3 protein-coding genes are annotated in these 21033 nt (G+C 39.6%); all 3 read right to left on the reverse strand.

Features of this window, described 5'->3' with window-relative positions; translation table 11 throughout:
• Positions 1–15: 15 nt before the first annotated feature.
• Genes AC0C66_RS12160 through fabD form a run of 3 tightly spaced genes read right to left on the reverse strand, consistent with a single transcriptional unit; the run spans position 16 to position 20643 of the window.
• Positions 16–4803, reverse strand: coding sequence for an SDR family NAD(P)-dependent oxidoreductase (locus tag AC0C66_RS12160; RefSeq protein WP_461845728.1), 4788 nt, complete (start codon positions 4801–4803; stop codon positions 16–18).
• Positions 4803–17330, reverse strand: coding sequence for an SDR family NAD(P)-dependent oxidoreductase (locus tag AC0C66_RS12165; RefSeq protein ID WP_461845727.1), 12528 nt, complete (start codon positions 17328–17330; stop codon positions 4803–4805). The genes AC0C66_RS12160 and AC0C66_RS12165 overlap by 1 nt, the downstream gene beginning before the upstream one ends.
• A 22-nt stretch (positions 17331–17352) precedes the next feature.
• Entirely contained in the window at positions 17353–20643 is a 3291-nt protein-coding gene (gene fabD / locus AC0C66_RS12170) for an ACP S-malonyltransferase (protein WP_072182637.1), read from the reverse strand.
• Between the last annotated feature and the right edge of the window lie 390 nt (positions 20644–21033).

A 21033-nucleotide genomic window follows, 5' to 3' on the forward strand; every position in this document is an offset into this window, starting at 1 on the left:
GTTGAACATCCAGTGTTAATCCAGCATATGAGCAAGCAAATGATCAGCTTCCTCTGTCGTCAACTCGCCAGCCTGCAATTGACCGAGCAGCTCGGTCAATTTTTCTTGTGTCACGGAAGAAACCTGTTTCTTTTGATACGGATCTCGATCTGAAAATACCTCGCCTTTTCGAAGTGTTACGTTTTGCAGTTGCACAAGCAGGTCTCCTTGATGATTCACCAGCATAATATCGTAAGTAAACTCAAATTGATCTTTTTGGCTTGTTTTGCGTGCATACACCCAGCATTCTTCCGGTACTTTCTGGTGGATATAAATCTCACCAATTGAATAAGGTACATATACAAAAGCACGTTCTCTTCCTTCGGTGATGCCAAACAATGATTGCAAAGCCCCATCAAGCAGAGACGGCGGCAGTATATTGTTATTAAAGGTATGTGCTGCTTCTTGAGGTAGTATTAAATGCGCCAGAGCTTCTGTGTCTCCGCCCCATAATCGTTGAATTGACTGAAAGCTGCGGCCATAGTCAAAACCGTTTTCCCGGAAGTGTCGGTAACATTCATCATGTTCATGGATAAAAGCGCTTCTCTTGATGATCTCGTGTCTATCAATACTCTCTATGGGCTTGACATTTTGATGAGCATCATAGCTTAATTCTCCTGATGCAAATACGGCTTTTGTACCTGCATCTTCGTCAGCCGTCATTTTAAAAAGGATGCGTCCGTCTTCGACAGAAATGAAGGAGTAAACAATTACGCTCTCTTGATATAACATTGCCGGTCTAATAAATGTAATGTTTTTCAAACCAGAGACCTTTTTCCTGCGATACGATAAATTTCCTGCGGCACATGCCATTTCAAGAAAAACCGCCGCAGGCAAAATATGCTTATCTTTCACCACATGATCCTTTAACCAGATCTCTTTTTCCATTACTGTTTTTTTAAAATATTGCTGCTCAAGGGTAGATTCGTTAGAATCAAGCAACGGATGCAAGACGGTTTTATTTTGCAATGCTGAAAGCTTTTCATCAGAAACACGGGGCACCCAATAAGATTCCTCAGCAAACGGGTACAAAGGAAGATCCACCCGCCGTGCTTTAGGTCTATCTTCATATAAATTTCTCCACTGAATATCAACACCGTAAGACCATAACTTAGCAAGGTCACTGACGTCCCTTTTTTCCATAACAGCTTTAAGGAATTGTTCTTTCATTTTCCGATCATGGAAAACAAAGACTTTATCATAATCTTTAGTCACATTGCCCTTGTATACATTGTCTCCAATTATTCCTTCATCACAGAAAAGCTTTAAATTCCCCCTAAGTTCATGTAGATCCGATGCGACAAAAGCAATTCTCTCTTCCATCGGCTCCCTACACGTTTGCAGTGTATAAGCAATATCAGCGACCGATACGGCTGTCTCCTGGTCTGTGTATTGAAGAAGACGACGGGCGTATTCCCTCAGCCTGCCTTCGTTTCTTGCGGAGAGAACTGCGGCATAAGGACCGCTACCTGTATTTTTAACAGAAGCAATATGATTTTCATATTCTTCAAGAATAATATGGGCATTCGCCCCCCCTGCTCCAAATGAACTAACCGCTGCCCTTCTATGAGTTATACCGGCTTCTTTACGCCACTCCTCTTCTTTTTGCTGAACATAAAAAGGCGTATTTTCGAAATTTATATTGGTATTTAATCGCTCAGAATGAATGGAAGGCGCCAATTTTCGGTGCTTAAACTGAAGCAGTACCTTTGTAAGCGCCGCTATGCCTGCAGCGGATTCTAAATGTCCGATATTTGATTTAACTGAACCAATTGCACAAAATTGTTTATCATCGGTAAATTGTTCAAAAGCTTTTGTCAGCCCCGCAATTTCAATCGGATCTCCAAGTGACGTACCTGTTCCATGTGCTTCCAAATAACTGATGGATCTTGGACTAATGCCTGACTTTTTAAAGTTTTCGGCGATCAGCTCAGCTTGCGCATTTGGATTTGGAACAGTAAAACCATTTGTTTTCCCTCCATGATTTACAGCTGTTCCTTTAATCACACCATAAATACAGTCTTGATCATTGATTGCTTTATGTAACGGCTTTAATAGTACGGCTCCCGCCCCTTCTCCTGGAACGTAGCCGTTTCCACCTTCCCCGAAGCTTCTGCATAGACCTTCTGTAGAAACAAAATTCCCTTGGCTCAGCCAAAGATATTTGTTCGGGTGTATGGACACATTTACGCCCCCAGCTAACGCAATCTCACTTTCTCCCCTTTTTATACTTTCACATGCCAAATGAATGGCTGTCAAAGATGACGAGCACATCGTATCTAAAGCAATACTTGGTCCGGAGAAATTAAAAAAGTATGAAACTCTATTAGCTATAGAAGAAAAAAAAGAACTGAGCGCAACAGCATTGCCTTTTGCTGTCTCCTCTGCACCAAATAATTGATATTGCCCGTACATTGCTCCTACAAACACCCCGGTTCTCATACCGTCAAGCCGATCCCTCGTATACCCGGAGTCTTCAAACGTATGCCAAGCGGTTTCAAGAAAAATACGTTCCTGAGGGTCCATCATCTCAGCTTCTTTATGGGAAATGTGAAAAAACAGCGGGTCGAATTGATCAACACGATTAATAAACCCTCCCCATTTACTGTTGATTTTCCCTCTGTCCATTCTGTCAGGACTGTAGTCCGATCTAAAATCCCACCGTTCTTTAGGGATCTCGGTAATACAATTCTTTCCACCAATGATGCAATCCCAGAATTCCACAATATTATCTGCCATTGGATATCTGCCGCTTACTCCAATAATTGCAATATCTTCATTAATTGGTGTATTTACACTCACTGCTTGCGTAGGCTGTCTTTTCTGCTGCATTTTTGTATGTTTTTTCAGCTTTGGTGCGGCTTCTATTTGAGCTATCCCAACTTCTTTTAATACTGTCTCTTTAAACGATTTCAGAAAGAAATCAGCAAGCTCATCGACGTTCCGGTATTCGAAAAAGATCGTTTTAGGCAAATCCCCGAACGTATCTTCAAGCTTTGATATAAGCGACATGATTATCAGTGAATTAATCCCGAACTTTTCAAAAGAATCATAAGCATTTATTTTATGATTAGGGATTTTCAATTCACTGCAAATGGTTTTGATAAGATAATCATTAACTTTATCCTTAATTACAATTTCATTATCTTCAGTGTTTTTCTTTATTTCCGTTTGATTGTCTGAAGGAGTCAGTTTGCGGAAAGGGATTGTTTTTAAGAGCTTGTCCCGGTCTCCTTCCACAGGCATTATGTTACTAAATGAAGATTGCATCATTTTATCAAAAGCTTTAAAAGCCGCTGTTGAATGTATCGGAATCATTCCAAATTTCTCTTTCAAATGGACAACAGCACTGTCATCAAGATTCATTCCGCCCTCTTTCCATAGCGGCCAATTTATTGAAAGTGTCTTTCCATTTCTGTTCAGCTGATTTCGGAACATCGCATAACTGTCCATAAAACTGTTGGCGTACGCATAATCACTCTGACCGGCATTTCCGTTCGTAGCAACAGAAGAAAACAGAATAAAGAAATCAAGATTTTCATCTTTTGTCAGCTCATCCATCCAAATCGTGCCGAATACTTTCGGCTTTAATACTTCAACAAACTCACTCAGATTTTTTTTAGCAATAAAAGAATCTTGAATGAGACCTGCAGCATGGATAACGCCGCTTATTTGGCCATGCTGCTGTTTCACGTCACGGATGAATTGCTCAGCCTTTATTCGTTCCGATATGTCCGTCTGTATATACTCAACAAAAGACCCTTTTGCGTTTAGTTTTCTGAGCTGTTCCCTCTGAACTTCGCTTAAAGCTGAACGGCCTGTCAATATGATGACCGCCTCAACTTCGTTCGCGATATGTTCCGCAAAAATAAGACCGAGTTTTCCTGCACCGCCGGTAATGATATACACGCCGCCTTTATGATATGATACATGCTTCAGAGCTAATGGCTTTGCATTTTCTAAATCAACATGCTGCATTCCTTTAATATACCTGCTGTGAGAGTCAATTAAAATTTCGCATTCATTTGAATGAAAACTTTGTAATTCATTACATGCCATCTCCCACAATTGCGAAGCGGCAGGATCTGAATTAGGCTCTTCTCTATGAATTTGAAGCGTTTTCGCCTTCAATTTGGAGCTTTCCATATTTACCGTTTTTATAAAACCCCCGACCGCTTCATTAAACGGCTGAATCTGACCGTTTGTCCAATACATATGCAATAATTTCGTATTATCATATTTTGCATTTATTAAAGCCTTTGTTAAAACAAACAATGGCAAAATCCCATTGAGAAGTGCCTTATGAATCAACTCTTCACTTAATTCCGGAACAGCGCTGTTCCATAGATATAGAACACATCCAGGTGTAAATTTGCTTTTTTCCAAGTCTGCAAACAGGTTTTCATAATGAGCCTCATTTGACGGATCTATTGTGTATACATTTTGCTCCGGACAGCTGAAATAAACATTAGGAGTTACGAGAATAACATGCACTTGATCTTTGTAAAGCATACTAATATATTCTGAAAGTCGTTTATCTCGATCAAAAATTAATATGCTTCTTGGCGCCTGTTGTTTCTGTACATCATCATTTTTTGACGATATCCAATCTCTTTTAAAAAAGACAGTTTGGGACGCAACTTGCGATTGCTGCTCCGTCCCATTTTTTATTTGTTCTTTTCTGTAAGTGCGAATTAGTTCTAATCCTGTATCAGGAGACATCTGCTGTTCTTCAATCAAGGAAAGTATTTGTTTAATATGCACTATTTTACCTCCAGCAGTTGATAGACTTGGTCAGCGGAAAGCTCACCGTTTTTCAGTTGTTTTAATAGTAAAAGAATTGTCTGATCTTCACTGTCTTCCGGCAGTAATCCTCCCGCGTTCACTTTTCTGACAGAAAAGTTATTCATGCTTGCAGCAATTTCTCCGTCCTCATTAATAAATTGGATGCTGTACGTGCAAAATCCAGTCTCTTTTACACGTGCAAAACATTTTTCCTCAAGCGGGCCACAAATAACAAGCTCCTCAAGTGAATAAGGAACATATAAACTTCCTTTATCATTATCATTTAACAAAAATGCGACCGATTGAAATCCTCCGTCAATCAATGACGGGTGAAGTTTAAAATGCTTAAAATCGTTTTTCAGCTGCTCTGGCAGCACAAGTTCTGCCAGTACCTCCTGACCGTTGCAGTAGACGGCGGTCAGGGTTTGAAACCCAGAGCGATAATCCAGCCCCATTCTGCTAAAATGCTGATAACATTCTTTGCGGCTAATTTTTGTATCACTGCTGTGTTTAAACAGTTCAATATCAAAGTGTTCAAGCGGTCTGATAATATTTGATTCCTCGAACTCTGCAATACTTTGTGAGCAGATTTGCAATTCACCCCCCGGCTCTCCTGTGCAGATTGTTATATTCAGTTTATCTTTTTGCATTTGAAGACTTGAATAGATGTGAAACGGTGTTCCTTCGTAGGTAATTGGTTTGTTCCATACGACATCTTTAATCTTACATATAGTGCTCTCAGCAGCTATTTCCGCGGAGACAAGAGCCATTTCAAGATATGCTGCTCCCGGTAAAACAGGACGCCCAGAAACAAGGTGATCAGTGATAAAAAATTCAGAGCCGGTAATATTTGTTTTAAACTTCAAGCTCTTTAAAGTTGACAAATTTTCGCTTAACAAAGGGTGAAGCTGCTTTTCCAGTTCAACGTTTTTGATTTTCTGTCTGAACCAGTAACTCTCCCTTGCAAAGGGGTAGGATGGCAACGGCATTTTGTTATATGTTTTATTGAATATTTGCCGCCAATTCACTTTTGCTCCCTCGGCCCACCATTGAGCCACCAATTCCTCTTTACCGCTTTGAATAGCCTCTAGAAGAAGCTCTTCAGTTATAACTGTGTATTTCTTTTTATTTTCATTGATAAATACGCCTTCTTGTTTCTTGTTAAACTCAAGGAAGCTGATGTATTTGTCTCTTAACTCTCTTATATCAGAAGCACATATAGCGATTCTTTCTTCCATTTCTTCGCGCCCGTTTTGCAGCGTACTTGCCATATCAGTCAGATTAACCGAAACTTCTTTTCTGATTGCATGATCCAAATACTGAATCATCAGCTTAATATAGTCGAGCAATTGATCTTTGGTTTTCGCTGACAACACAAAAATGTGGTTTCTTCCACTTTCCGATATTCTCCTGTTCTTATCTCTGTATTCTTCTAAAACAATATGTGCATTTACACCTCCAAATCCAAAAGAGCTAACACCTGCTCGCATTGGTATGTCAGCGTACAGTTCATCTTTCATTCTTTTCCATTTTTCATTTGTATCTGTTATATAAAATGGTGTGCCATCTAGTTTGATATATGGATTAAGTTCAGAAAAATTAACAAGCTCAGGGAGTTTTTGGTACTTAAACGCCAATAATACTTTGATCACCCCAGCTATTCCAGCAGCCGTTTCTAAATGACCTATATTTGTTTTAACGGAGCCTATCCCGCAAGACTTTTGTTCAGTAAAAGGAATGCCCCATTCTTCATATAATGTTTTGAATGCTTTTACAATGCTGTTTACCTCAATTGGATCGCCAAGGCTTGTCCCTGTCCCGTGAGCTTCAATATATCCGACCGTTGCAGGACTGACACCGGCTTTCCTCCAAGCTTCAGTTAATAAATCTACCTGCGCCTTCGGATTTGGTGCAGTCAAGGAATTGGCGTGTCCCCCATGGTTTATCGCTGTTCCTTTAATCAGGCCATATATGTGATCCCCATCCGCTTGTGCTTTACTGAGCGGTTTAAGCAATACCGCCGCTGCTCCTTCACTTCTCACATAGCCGTCCGCTCTTCTATCAAACGTTTTACACTTTCCGTCTTTTGCCAGCATACCTGCTTTGTCGAAAGCTATAAACAGGGTCGGGCTTGTCATAATATGAACGCCCCCTGCAATGGCCATGTCAAATTCTCCCCTCTGAATTCCCTCTGCCGCACGATGCAGCGCAACCAATGAACTGGAGCAAGCCGTGTCAACCGGTTCGCTTGGGCCCGTAATATTCAGCAGATAAGAGATTCGATTCGCCAATATACAATGATTTAGGCCCGTAGCTGTCTGTGCCTGAATCGGGGTAAGATTTTCACTGAGACGTTCAGCATAGTCTGTTGTAGCAACACCTGCAAATACAGCGGTTTTAGTCCCTGCCAAATCAGAAGGTTTATAACCTGCATCTTCTATTGCCTTCCAAACTGTCTCTATAAAAATCCTTTGCTGTGGATCCATTAATTCTGCTTCCGCAGGAGAAATTCCGAAAAACAAGGGATCAAATTTATCTGCGTCGTTTATAAATCCCCCTCTTTTTATATTCGTTTTATTTCTCTCTTTTATCGGATCACCATCAAATTCTCTCCAGTCCCAGCGGTCTTCAGGAATATCTGTAATCAAATCACGGCCCTTTTCGATTTGTTCCCAAAGTTCCTCTATTGTGTCTGATTGAGGGAATCGTCCGCTTATCCCCACTATTGCAACAGGCTCATTTAACGTGCCTTCTGCTTCACTGTTTTCTTCCGAAGAGGTAAGATCAAGATCAGCATATCCGTCATCATAATCCAAAGACGGTTCCACTTCGTCTGTTTTTTCAGCGTCTGTTTTGGAAGAAGAATCGGTTGAAAAACTGTAACTGTCCCCATACTGATCTATTAAATAACCTGCAACTTCATCTAACGAATTGTATTCAAAGAAAATGGAAGGCAGCAGGTCTGTTCCATACCTTTGATTAATTTCATTTCCAAGCCTTGTAAAAGTGATAGAATCAAACCCGTATTCACCAAATGAAGTTTCTCCTTCTATTTCTTGCCTTTCTATCTTCAAAAGAGCTGAAATGATATGTGCAATTTCCTCTTTCAGATATTCTCTGGTGTTCTTATTCTCATGATCTAATAGATTATTCTGCACCTGTTCTTGTGAACATTCATCATGTATATAATCAAGCAATTCATAAAAATCATAAAAATCAAAAAACTGGGATGGCATTATTGAAATTCCTAATGATTCGTTTAATTCATTACCCAGCATTGTAAACATAATTGAATCAAATCCATATTCACTTATAGGCAGCTCAAAATCAAATTCACTTTCATTAATCTTCAATACGGTGCATATAATGCGTGCCAAAGTGTTTTTCAGTGAAGATATAGTTCTATCTGGCTCATTATTTTCTTCAATGGCTTCTCTATTACCTTTTTCTTCGGCGATACCTATGATTCGCTCCAATTTTAATTCATTGCCGCTAAATACCATGATTTGATGTTCACACCCTGTCATTGCTTTATCAAATGCTGATAGACCCTCTTGTTCACCTAAGGACAACATCCCAAAATGTTCATATAGAAATCTCTCTGAGTGTCTGTCAACTTGCATGCCGCCTTCTTTCCATAACGGCCAATTAATAGAGAGTGTCTTTCCAGGTTTGTCTTCAGCTACTCTCAGCTCCGCAAAATAATCCATGAAACGATTAGCATAAGCATAATCCGTCTGTCCCGCATTCCCTATTTTTGCACTAGTTGATGAAAACAGGACAAAAAAGTCCAGTGGCTCTTTTTCAGTGTACTGATCAAGCCAAATCGTACCATGTACTTTGCTTGCTAAGACAGCTCTCACATCCTCTTCACGTTTGTTAATGAGTAATGAATCTCTTATAACGCCCGCGCTGTGTATAATGCCCTTTAAAGATCCTAGTTTGCTTTTTATAAGATTTATCAGATCAGCGGTATTTTTTTCCTCAGAAATATCAGTCTTAACATAAAAAATTTCCGATCCGGAGGCTTCCAGTTCTTTTATACGCCTGACAGATTCCTCAGAAAGTTCTGACCTCCCTATCAACACTATCTTTATTCTGCCTTTTTGTATAAGGTGCTTGGCAAATATCAGTCCTAGTCCGCCTGCTCCTCCTGTAATGAGATAAACTCCATTTTCTTCCACTTCAACTTTTGAAATGCCGTTCGTATATTTAATACCGACGGACTTCTTCACGTATCTGATTCCATCTACATATCTGATTTCTGTGGAGCCGCTGTCGCTAGCAACACTTTCTTTTACGATGCAGTCCAACTCCGGGAAAAGGCCATTCGGTAGCAACTTCTGCCCGCTGCATATTTCAATATTTCTCCCTGTAATCATAGGCTGTTCTAGATGAAGCGCCTGAAAAAGACCGCTTAACGCCATTTGATAAGGTAAAACTTGATTTTTTTCTGTAAAAAACACATGAGATATTTTTATTTTATTTTTTGGCTTCACTGACATAAGTGCTTTCGTTATATAGAAAACCGGAAAAACAGCCTCATCAAGTTTACTTTTAATATCATGCGAGATTTTCGTTTCGGGACTCTTTCCAAACAAAACCACATGTCCGATTGTTACTTGCCTTCGCGTAAGAATCCCCAGCAGTGTCTTGTAATCGTCAAGTTTATGACTATTCAGCTCATATGAATAGATTCCCTTTTCTTTAAATTGGTTCCCAGCTCGGACAAAGATTAGCTTCAGGCCAATGCTTTCATACGCATTGCGAATGTGCTGCTCTGTTATATCGTCATGGAGCACAAAAGCCAAACAGGTGTTTGAACGGCAGATTTCATCTGAATGGTGATTAAATTCCTGAACCCATTTGTCCTTATAATAACTGATAGAATGCTCCGTTTTTACAATTTGATTGTGCTGTGGGCTCTTTAGTGCTTTGAGAGCTAAGTTTCTCAGTTTCAAACTTACTTGGCCTTTATCATCCATAAACATAATATTGAATCTTTTTACAGATGAAACATTCTTTTCATCAGCTGGTATGACATAAGCATAACCGCTATCCGAAGGAGCACTCAAAATCTCCAGCTCTCCTAATTCAAAAGGCACATATGCCACTTGACCGCCATCATGCTCAAGCGTAAATCCGATAGTTGACTGGAAAATACCGTCTAACAAACATGGATTCAGCATTCCTCTGGCTCCATTTAACTGCAGATTGTCAGCAAGAGATATGCGTGAAAGAACCGCGTTTGGAAGGATAAACAGCTGCTTAATCACTTGGTAACTGCTACCATAGTCCAAGCCTGCCTGCTTAAAGCTCTTATAGCACTCATCACCATTGATTGTGCTTTTTTGCTCCTTTAGCAAATTATTCAATTCAAATCGTTCTATTTCACGTGCTGCTTCTGCCTCGTAGAACTTAAGTTTACCTTGTGAATGAACAGCGGTTTCAGAATGCAAATTACTTTTTACTATAAACCTGCTGCTGCCTTCTTGATTGGGTAACAGATCAATAGCAATTGTCTTTTCTTCCTGAACGGTGATTGGAAGTGACCATACGATTTGACTCAACTTCACAACTTGTTTTCCATTTAATCTCTCTGCTGCTTCTCTTGCGGCTTCAATGACCGCAGCTCCCGGTAAAACAAACTCGCCATTTATGATATGGTCTTTCAGATAATAATCAGAACTTGACAGCTTTTTGTTAAACCGGCTTTCTCCCTCTGAAAAATTAAACAAAGGGTCTGGATCGACCAATTCTTTTTTCTGCATATGAACAGACTTCGAAACCCAAAGTTTATTCTTTAAAAAAGGATATGTGGGAAGCGCAATTTTGCTTGCAGCTCGCTCAATATGGATATCTTCCCATGCCAAATCTCCCCCTGAGACCCAATATTCAGCCATCTCTGCCATTGTTCGTTTATCCGCCTTCATTTGTATACCGTTTTGTTTTTGTCTTCGCTTCTGATTGATCTTTTTTCCTCTGAATATACTTTGATCTGTTTCCCCATTAATGTACTTATTCAGTTTAGAGATTAAATCATAGACATCTTTTGATATAATGGCGAGTCTTTCAGACATAGGCTCACGTCCATTCAGGAGCGTAAAAGCAATATTTGAAAGACCTACGTTTTTGTAAAGTCCCTCTTGCTCGTAAAAATCACTGACTTGTTTCTTATTTTGTTCCAAAAAGCGTTCTGCCGTAAAATCTTCTGTATCTTGCGGCTGCCTGCTTCTTAAATTGTAAAAATTATAAATTTCATCAATCCATGACATGAACAGGTCTGACTGCCAATCAAGGCTTTTCGCAGTCATTATGTCAACGCCGCATTTTTCAGCTGCTTGTTTAAACTCTTCCTTAACTGCCTGCAGTAGAGAATGGTCATGTTTTTGATTGGCCCTTTGGAGATACCCTGCAAGCTGTTTTGCATACTCTTGTAAACTTAGCGGATGTTTTGCTGAAAGTACAATAAGTTCTTCACCTTCCTGCCAGCTGGTATCAGAAATTTCAGGAGGCTCGTACTCTTCAACAAGGATATGTGCATTTGACCCACCAGCTCCAAAAGAGCTTAGTCCTGCTCGCCTTGGGTATGTTTTTTCGGGATTTTTCTCATCAGTAAGCTTCACCCACTCAGATGTTTCCTGCTGAAGATAGAACGGTGTCTCGTCAAGATGAATATCTGGATGTATTGGCTCAGCATGAAGTGTGGAAGCTATTTTTTTATATTTCATCTGTAATATGATTTTTGTCAGGCCAGCAATACCTGCTGCTGCTTCAAGATGACCTATGTTTGATTTAATGGACCCAAGCGAGCAATATGATGACTCGTCCGTATATTCTCTAAAGGCTTTTGTCAAGCCTCTGACTTCAATTGGGTCACCCAGCGGGGTACCTGTGCCGTGGGCTTCAATATAGCCGATGCTTCTTGCGCTCCAATCAGCTGCAGCAAGAGCCTCTTGAATAAGGCTTGCTTGAGCTGCTGGATTAGGAACGGTATAACCGTTCGTTTTCCCTCCATGGTTGATTGCTGTCCCTTTAATCACTGTGTACACCGTATCATTATCCCGTATTGCATCTTTCAGCGGTTTCAGAATAACTGCTCCTACACCTTCTCCGGGTACAAAACCGTCACCCCCTGCACCAAAGCTCCTGCACTGCCCTGTCTTTGAAAGCATCCCCATTTGACAGCGGTACAAGTAGTCCGACGGATGTAAATACAAGTTAACTCCCCCGGCAACAGCAATAGAGCACTCACCTTTTTTTAAGCTTTCACACGCCATATGGATTGCAGTTAATGATGAAGAACAAGCTGTGTCAACAGGTACACTTGGCCCTGTAAAATCAAATGTGTAAGAAACTCTGTTCGCAAGAGACCATGGAAACGAGTTTGGGATCACAGTATTTTTATCTGTCGGTATTCGTTCACCGAGCAGTTTATAAGAATTAGTCGTGACTCCAGCAAAAACCCCAACATGTTTTCCCGCTGTTTTTTGCAAACGATTCAGGGTATACCCCGAATCTTCAAACGCCTTCCACACAGTTTCCAGAAAGATACGTTCCTGAGGATCCATGGCTTCTGCTTCTCTTGGCGATATATGAAAAAACAAAGAATCAAATGAATCTACACTCGGTAAAAAACCGCCCCATTTACAATAAATCTTTCCCTCTTGGGCTTTAGCAGGATCAGAATCATAATAAGCGTGGGCATCCCAGCGTTCTATCGGAACTTCTGTGATAGTATCTTTCTTTTGAGATAATACATCCCATAATTCCTCGATGTTCTCCGCACCGGGATATCGCCCGCTTATGCCGATGACAGCTATACCATCGTGTTTTTCTTTCTCCTTCATTACAGGCGCAAAATGTAATTGAGCCGGATTAACAGCTGGAGAACTCTGAATTGGTTTTTCTTTCTCTTTCGCAGGAAATAAACTTTCCAGCCGATCCGGATATTCCTTTATGAGATAGTCTGTCAAGTCTGTGATGGTCTGGAACTCAAATAAAAGCGTTTTTGAAATAGCTCCTAGAGCCTGCTCCAACTTTGAATTGCATTGATGTATCATGACCGAATCCATCCCATATTCAGCTAAGTGCACAGAATGGTCTATTTCCTCAGGTTTAACACCAACTTCGGCTGAAATAATGCTTGCTAAAAATGATCTCGTTTGTATTTTCACATCATCGGAAGCCAACTGAGTTGTGTCGCTTATTTGTGTGTAATTCGTTTGAAATCGCTGCTCCATAAATTGTTCAAAACGGTCTGAATCTCCGCAGACTGCAATATTATGCAGCTGTCCGGACATCACAATCTGGGCGAACCAATCCGCCCCATCTTCAGAAGACAATTCTTCAAGACCGGAATCACGAAAAAGTGATGTTCTCGCCTGATCTGATATACCCACTCCCATTCCGGTTTCTTTCCATAACGGCCAATTGATTGTTAAAGTACGTCCGTTACGCTGAGATTTTTGACGCTTCTGTTCCCTATACTCAGTAAAGTAGTCCAAGAAGCTGTTTGCATATGCATAATCAGTCTGACCTTCGTTTCCTGCAATAGAGACCACTGATGAAAAAACAGCGAAAAAGTCCAAGTCAATCTCCTTCGTTGCATTATCCAAATACAACGTTCCATGCACTTTCGGAGCTATGACTTCTGAAAGCTCTTGCTTTGTTTTTTGAAAAAGGAATGAATCTCTGATAACTCCCGCACAATGAATAATCCCGCTAAGGCCTGAATATCGTTCCATAATATCATCGACCAGTTTTATTACGGTTTCTTTATCTGATATATCTGCCTGCATATAAAAGACTTTCGCATTAAATTGATTTAAATATTCCAACAGCTTCTGTTTTTTCCCGCTTAATGGAGAACGTCCTGACAGGATGATTGTGCATGTTTCGGATTTTGCACAATACTCAGCAATTTTACTGCCAATCCCCCCTAATCCACCTGTAATTAAGTACACTTTATCTTTTCCGGGATATTGGACTGGGGAGAAGTTCGTTTTAGTTTTCTTCTCTAATACCTGGACATGCCTTACGCCGTCTTTGTACATAATGTTTATATTATGGTCCGGGGCTGCATCTATTTCTTTGTATAAGACATCTGACTCTTCAGAATACGAAGTTGACATTGAGCTATTTGTAAAGCGAATCGCCTTGCAGCATAGCTCAGGATATTCTTGCTTTACTGACTTAAAAAAACCGCCGATCCCTTCAAAACAGGGCAGTCTCTTTTCCTTATCATCACTGAATACATATATAAGCCGCACCTTGTTTATAAGGTTTTCACTTATTAATGCCTTTGTCAGGTAAAAAACGGAGTATATTCCTGTTTGCAATGCTTCATCAAATTCTGATTGTTTGTCAGCCCATGCATGCAAAATCGAATCAGGTACTGCATTTTTTTGCTTTAACAATCGAATCAGGCTTATATAATCTTCAGGGTTTTCTCTATTTATTGTGAACACATCATCGCTTATTTGCTCAAAACGATCACCTTTCGTGACAAGATATACAAATGAGTTCTCTCTCTCTTGCAATACTTCCGAATACCTTTTATGATCCGAAAAAAGCAAAATCGTACCCCTTTGTCCATCAGTGAGAACTTCCGACAACGGTGATTCCTTCCATACCGATGCATATAATGACCGCTTTATATTCTCCACAGAAAATGCGTCTGTTTTTGATATTTCAGATTTCAAATCAAAATGATAGCGTTCAAATGGATAAACAGGCAAAACCGCTTTTTTCTTATTGTGATCACCCAGTCTTGCCCAAACAATCTCTTCTCCTTTTAGCCACATTTGCATAAACACCTGATAAAGAGACTCATCAGCCGATTTGCTGGGCTCAAAATATGCTTCATGCTTAATATTCATCGCAAGAGGCAAGGTTCCGAATTGAAAGGTGAAAAAGTTAGGAATTTCAATATCTCTATTCGGCTCAATTGTTTTTTCCGATATTTTTAGAACAAGGTCAGTTATCTCTTGATTTAAATCCTGTATTTGGTTGTGATCAGCCATTAATGGAAATCGGTCTTTTTCATAAAAATCGGACGGTGCCTGTTGTAAATACTTAACTGCCTGTTTTATTCCTTCCGGTTGCTTCAATAACATGCTCATAACAAGCTCTTTAGACAGCACACCGTCATCAATTAGGTACAAGAGTTCTTGAGAATATCGGTTTTCTGATAAGCCTTCTTGCTCTGTTAAATCCCATTTCTTATAGAGTCTTTGCAAAGAAGCAAGGATTGCTACTAACGTTACTACTTCCTCATCCGTCAGCTTTTCTCCGCTAAATCCTGATTCATCAATAATATTCTTCAAGACACTGATTTGCTGAGAGTGCGCCGACTTTTCCCATTCCTCTATGTAGCCTTTAAATGTATATTGATGTTTAAGAAGTAATTGTGCTTTTTTCCGTAAATGAATCGCAGATTCAACTGAGAAATGAATACCATTCAGTAACACCCTGATATAATTCTCATCCAACTGAACTGGAAAATAGGTTTTTGCGGTATACGGACTCAGAAACGGAATGGCCGGCGGATCACAAAATAATGCCGCTGTCTTCTCAACATTCGCGATAAAAGCGTATACATTTTCAATTTTTAGTATACCGGCTACAGCAAGAGCAATAAAATACCCGTCTCCAACACCGGTAATAACGCTTGGTCTAAAACCTGCAGTCAGCATGCTTTTTACTATTGCAGTATTGATAACTACAGAATACAGTCTGGATTTTTCAGTTGTCCATTTCTCTTTAAATGTATAATCTTCAGTCGAAATGCCTTGCAGCATTTTCTCTACTTCTTTTTCTATATTAGGGAATACCCTTTTAATCACTGTAAATTGTTTGTAGCTTTCCCACTTTAAGTCACCAATAACAAGTATCCACTTACAATCATTTTTCTTATGAATCGTCAGTCCATTTTCAATATGCTTACTTAATTCGGCCTTGCTGTCTGCTAATATACCTGCTCTATACTCAAACATTGCTCTGCCGGTCAGAAGCGTGCTGCTAATTTCTTCATGTGAACATTTTTGAAATTCCTCGGGCTCGCCGGAAAATGATTTCCACTGCTGTAACATTTGCTCCATGCTTTTTTCACTTTTTGCAGAGAAAAGAAACGGTTGTATTTTACCGTTACAGCTTGCTTTTAATACTTCTTTGTGTATAAATTCTTCGATAATGACATGAGAGTTAACGCCCCCAAAGCCGAAAGAACTTATTCCCGCTCTAAGCGGTTCTCCGTCCGAAGCCTGCCAATCACATGAATTTCTTGCCAGAACAAATGGTGTTTTTTCAAATTGGATAATTGGATTCACCATATTTATATTTAGCGTTTTCGGTATCCTTCGATGTTTCATCATCATTAACACTTTAATTAATCCTGCCATACCGGCTGCTGCTTCCAAATGACCGATATTCGTTTTGACACTTCCGATCCGGCAATATTGTGTATGATCAGTATATTGCATATACGCTTTTGTCAAAGCTTCAATTTCGATTGGATCGCCCAAAGATGTTCCCGTGCCGTGTGCTTCAACATAAGAAATCGTTGAAGCATCTACATTGGCACTTTTTAAAGCAGCTAAAATGACTTGACATTGAGCATCCACACTGGGCGCAGTAATTGAACGGGTTTTCCCCCCATGATTTACAGCTGTTCCTTTAATAATACCGTAGATATGATGACCGGCTTTTACTGCTTCATCCAGTCGTTGAATCAATAAAACTCCAGCGCCTTCGCCAGGAACATAGCCGTTTGCAGCCGCGTCAAAACTCTTACATTTACCATCGGGGCTCAGCATTCTGGCCTTTGAGAATGATATGTATTTCCAAGGCTGAAAATTTAAATTCACACCCGAAGCAATGGCAAAATCGCTTTCCTTTTCCCTCAGTGATCTAACCGCTTCATCCAGAGCAACAAGCGATGACGCGCATGCAGCATTTACAGACATGCTTTTTCCTGTAAAATCAAATGCGAATGAAATGCGGTTGGAAAGAATAGACTCAAAGCTCCCCAGACAAGCATAGCTGTCTATTTCCGAATCAGCACAGCCCATCTGACGATAGTCAGAGTTCATAATACCTGTAAAGACAGAAGTAGTTTTATCCTGAAGCTCACTCAATGATACTCCTGAATCTTCAATGCAGCGCCATGTCTCCTCTAATAGAATTCTTTGTTCAGGATCCATGTTTTTTGCTTCACGGGGAGAAATATGAAAGAATTTATGGTCGAAGTGTCTGGCCTGTTCAATAAATCCTCCCCATTTACTGATACTTTTATTTGGAATGTTGATGTCAGCAGAATAATATTGTTCAGGGTTCCACCGTTCAAGCGGCACTTCTCGAATCGAATCTTTACCGCTATGTATATTCTCCCAGAATTCATGATAATTATTAGCATCAGGAAATCTGCATGAAATTCCTATAATTGCTATATCAGATGATTTATACGAATTATGTCTCCCAGTCTTTTTATTCAAATGATGAACCATTCGTTTCGAGCAGCCCCTCTCTTTATTGAAATATCGTGTTCAATCGATGCCTTAGTAAGTTTTCTGCTTCAATCATTATCTTTTCACCAATTTCCCCAACATGCCTGTTTCTCCATGCTTCTAATTCTGTTCCCTTCACCCACTGATTAAAAGCACCCAGAGACGGACCGCAATGCACCTGATAATCCACCCTTCTTTTTTCGTCCCCTTCCAATGCAAACAAACTGGCTTTTCGCAAATACCACTTAAAAATTAATAACATCTTAAATTTTGGATTATGGTCCGCTTTTTCAACTAGATTTGGATATGTTCTTTTAATGTCTTCATAGATTTCATCAAAAGTTTTTTTGAAATACTTAGTTTCTAACTGGATCTTTGTTTTATCATCTATCTCATCGAGAGACTGAAATTGCTGATACAATTGCTGCAATTTATTTGCTCTGACAGGGAACAACATTCCCCTTTTCATTACCTGAACCTTTGCGCCGTACTCAAACATAGCTTCGGAAGGTGCATAAGCAGTATCCTGTATTTCTATTTCACTCAATAATTCTTTGACAGATTCACTTGTGCCGGACTCAGCTGTACATTGATTGATAGACCCTGTCATAACAAAATCAGCTCCCATTAAAAAAGCAGAGGCTGCTGCTTCGGGAGTTCCTATACCTCCGGCAGCTCCAATTCTAATTCTCTTTTTATAGTTATTCGTTTTCATCAAATCGTCACGCATTCTCATAAAAAACGGAAGCATAACTGATAATGCTCCTTGGTCAGTATGACTGCCGGAATCCGCTTCAATGATCATATCCTCAGCTACAGGAATTCGGCTTAACCATTCTACTTGTTGTGAAGTTAAAATGCCCTGTTCGGCCATTTTCTCGACTATGTTTGCAGGAGCTGGACTCAGAAACGCCGCTGCAACTTCCGGTCGGGACACTTTTGCAATGATTCGATTATAAGGCATGACTTGACCATCTTTGTCTTCCTTTAGCTGTTGCGCTTTGTAATAAATTAATGCCTCATTAACGGAAAGGTACGAAGACGCTTCTATTACCCTTACATCATGTTTTATATATAAATCAATCAGCTGTTTTTCTTTATCTTGATTATCTGGTTCCGATTGAATATTCATTCCATAAAACTGATTTTTTTCGAGTCCATTCTTAATCGAAATAATCGCTTGCTCAATATCCTCAATTTCTAAGCCTGCAGTTCCGAAAAAACCCATCATTCCTTTTTCACCAAGACGGATGATCATTTCAGCTGAAGAAATTCCTCTATGCATGCCCCCTGCCAAATATGCATATTTCAAATTATAATTATTTTTGAAAGATTGATCTCCCAGTTGAGATTCTGGAGTATTTTCCTCGGTGGATCCTTTCTCTGGGATGGTTTCTGCCGTCAGCTCTATTCCAGCATTTATATCATCATCTTCAGGAATAGAATCAACGACCTCAGGTGCATTGATGATAATTGGCAGCTCATTTTTTTGAATGGTTTGTGTCAACTTCGTCAGGATGTTGCCCGGTCCAACCTCTTTAAAAGCAGTTACACCTTGTCCCATTAGGTATCTGATACTTTCAGTCCATTTTACTGAATGTGTTATTTGTTCAATCAAGTTATGTTTAATGTCTTCTTGCTTATAAGGTCTAGCTAAATAGTTTGATATGACCGGAATGTTTAATTTCGAAAATTGAAAGGGTTCGATAAATTTGGCAAAATGCTTTTTCGCATCCTCCATAAAACGAGAATGAAATGCTCCCCCGACTTTCAGAACAACATATGCCGTTGCCCCCGCTTGTTCAAAATATACGGCTGCCCGCTTTATGTCCTCGACTGCCCCTGCTATCACAATTTGAGACGACGTATTGTAATTAGCAATATCTATTTGATCAAAATTAAACTGTTTAAGGACCTCTCTTATTTTATTTTCATTGAGTCCAATGACAGCCGCCATTCCGCCTTGTGAAGACGCACTCATTAACTCTCCTCTTTTTGCAACTAATTTGAGTCCTGTTTCAAAATCAAAGACACCCGCTGCAAATAAAGCTGTATATTCGCCGAGACTGTGTCCTGCTGTAAAATCCGGGGATGCTTTCCCCTCTTTTTTGAGCTTTAAATATTGAAGTGCACTCACTGTATAAATCGCAGGTTGTGTATATTTCGTATCAGTTAACTTGTTGTCTATGTCTGATAGGCATAAATCCTTTATGGAATACCCTAAAATAGCATCTGCTCTATGAACCAGATCACTAAACTCATTAAATATGTCTCCACCCATTCCTTTAAATTGTGCACCCTGCCCAGGAAAAACATAAGCTAGCATTTGTTTTTCTCCTCCTGTCCCATATTTCTGCCTTTGTTCTTCAATACGTTTGATTATCTGTCCCATGCGATTGATCTCATTTCCAAACGGACTCAACATTGCATGAAACGACGATTTTGAATAATCTGCAGCACTCTCTTCGGCAATCCCTGCAAGACTGCCGGAGGGACTTATATCGATATAGAATGCTGGGTTTCTTTTTTCATTAAAATCAACTGCATCCAGAAATCGAATGGGCTCTCTTATTACATCCCAATAGTAGTTTTCTGGAATATTTTTCAGTTCCTTACCGTACAACGAAGAGATAAAAGTAATATTTGGTTTTTTTAAAACTATATGTTTCATATATTCTTTAAACTTTCGTGCCGCACCATCAATCAATTCGGAATGAAAACCAAAACAAACAGGCAATTTTTGACTTACAATTCCTTTTTTCTGCATTAAAGAGGAAACTTGCTCTAATTCATTTATTTCTCCGGAAATAACGAAATGATTACGGCCATTTACCGAAACCAAACTGGTGTTTCGGCGCAAAAAATCCTCAGTTTCATATAACAAAGGCTCACCCAGCACAGCCATCATTCCGCCTTGCTGACAGTATTTTTCTAAAGTTTCCGCCTGTTTTAAAACACACTCCATCGTATCCTCAGGCGACAGTATTCCCGCCACAGCTCCTGCCGCAAATTCTCCTAAACTCATTCCGATAACTCCGTCTGGCTCGATACCTTTTTGGATCAATGTTTGTGCAGCAGCGTATCCTATCATATAAATCGCCGGATGAGAGTATAGTATATTGCTAAAATTAGAATTTCTCCTTTTTTCGTCATATATATATTCGATGATTGAGTACCCCTTAAGCTCGATAGCAACGGCATCAAGCCGGTGCATTGTTTCCCAAAAAACTGTGTCCGTTCTAAAAAGCTGTTTGCCCATTCCCCAGTATTGGGACCCTTGCCCTGAAAACATAAAAATGTTGGATTTTTGCATATTATTTTATCTCCCCAGAATCCTCTTTGATTTAAGCGCTACCAACTTTGAAAACAGAAAAAAAACCTTTTATATTGAATAAAAGGTTTAAAGTTTATGTTTGAATGAAATTCGCGGCCAACTGCAAAACGGTACAATTCATCGATCAATTAGACTCTCATTCAATAATTATCAGAATATTAAGTTAATTCAATTCATAATTTTATTTTTTTCGACTAGAATACATAATGAGTTTTCCCCAACGTGCCGCAACAACGATTGGTTTTATGTCGGTTTATCTCTAAATGAATTCTAGAATATTATTTACACATTGTCAACATCAAATACATATCAATCTTAGCTAAACCGCCTTTTTACGGGCAGCTTAGCTCATCTAGTATCAACTTATGT

Source organism: Bacillus sp. VA13, from assembly GCF_055710085.1.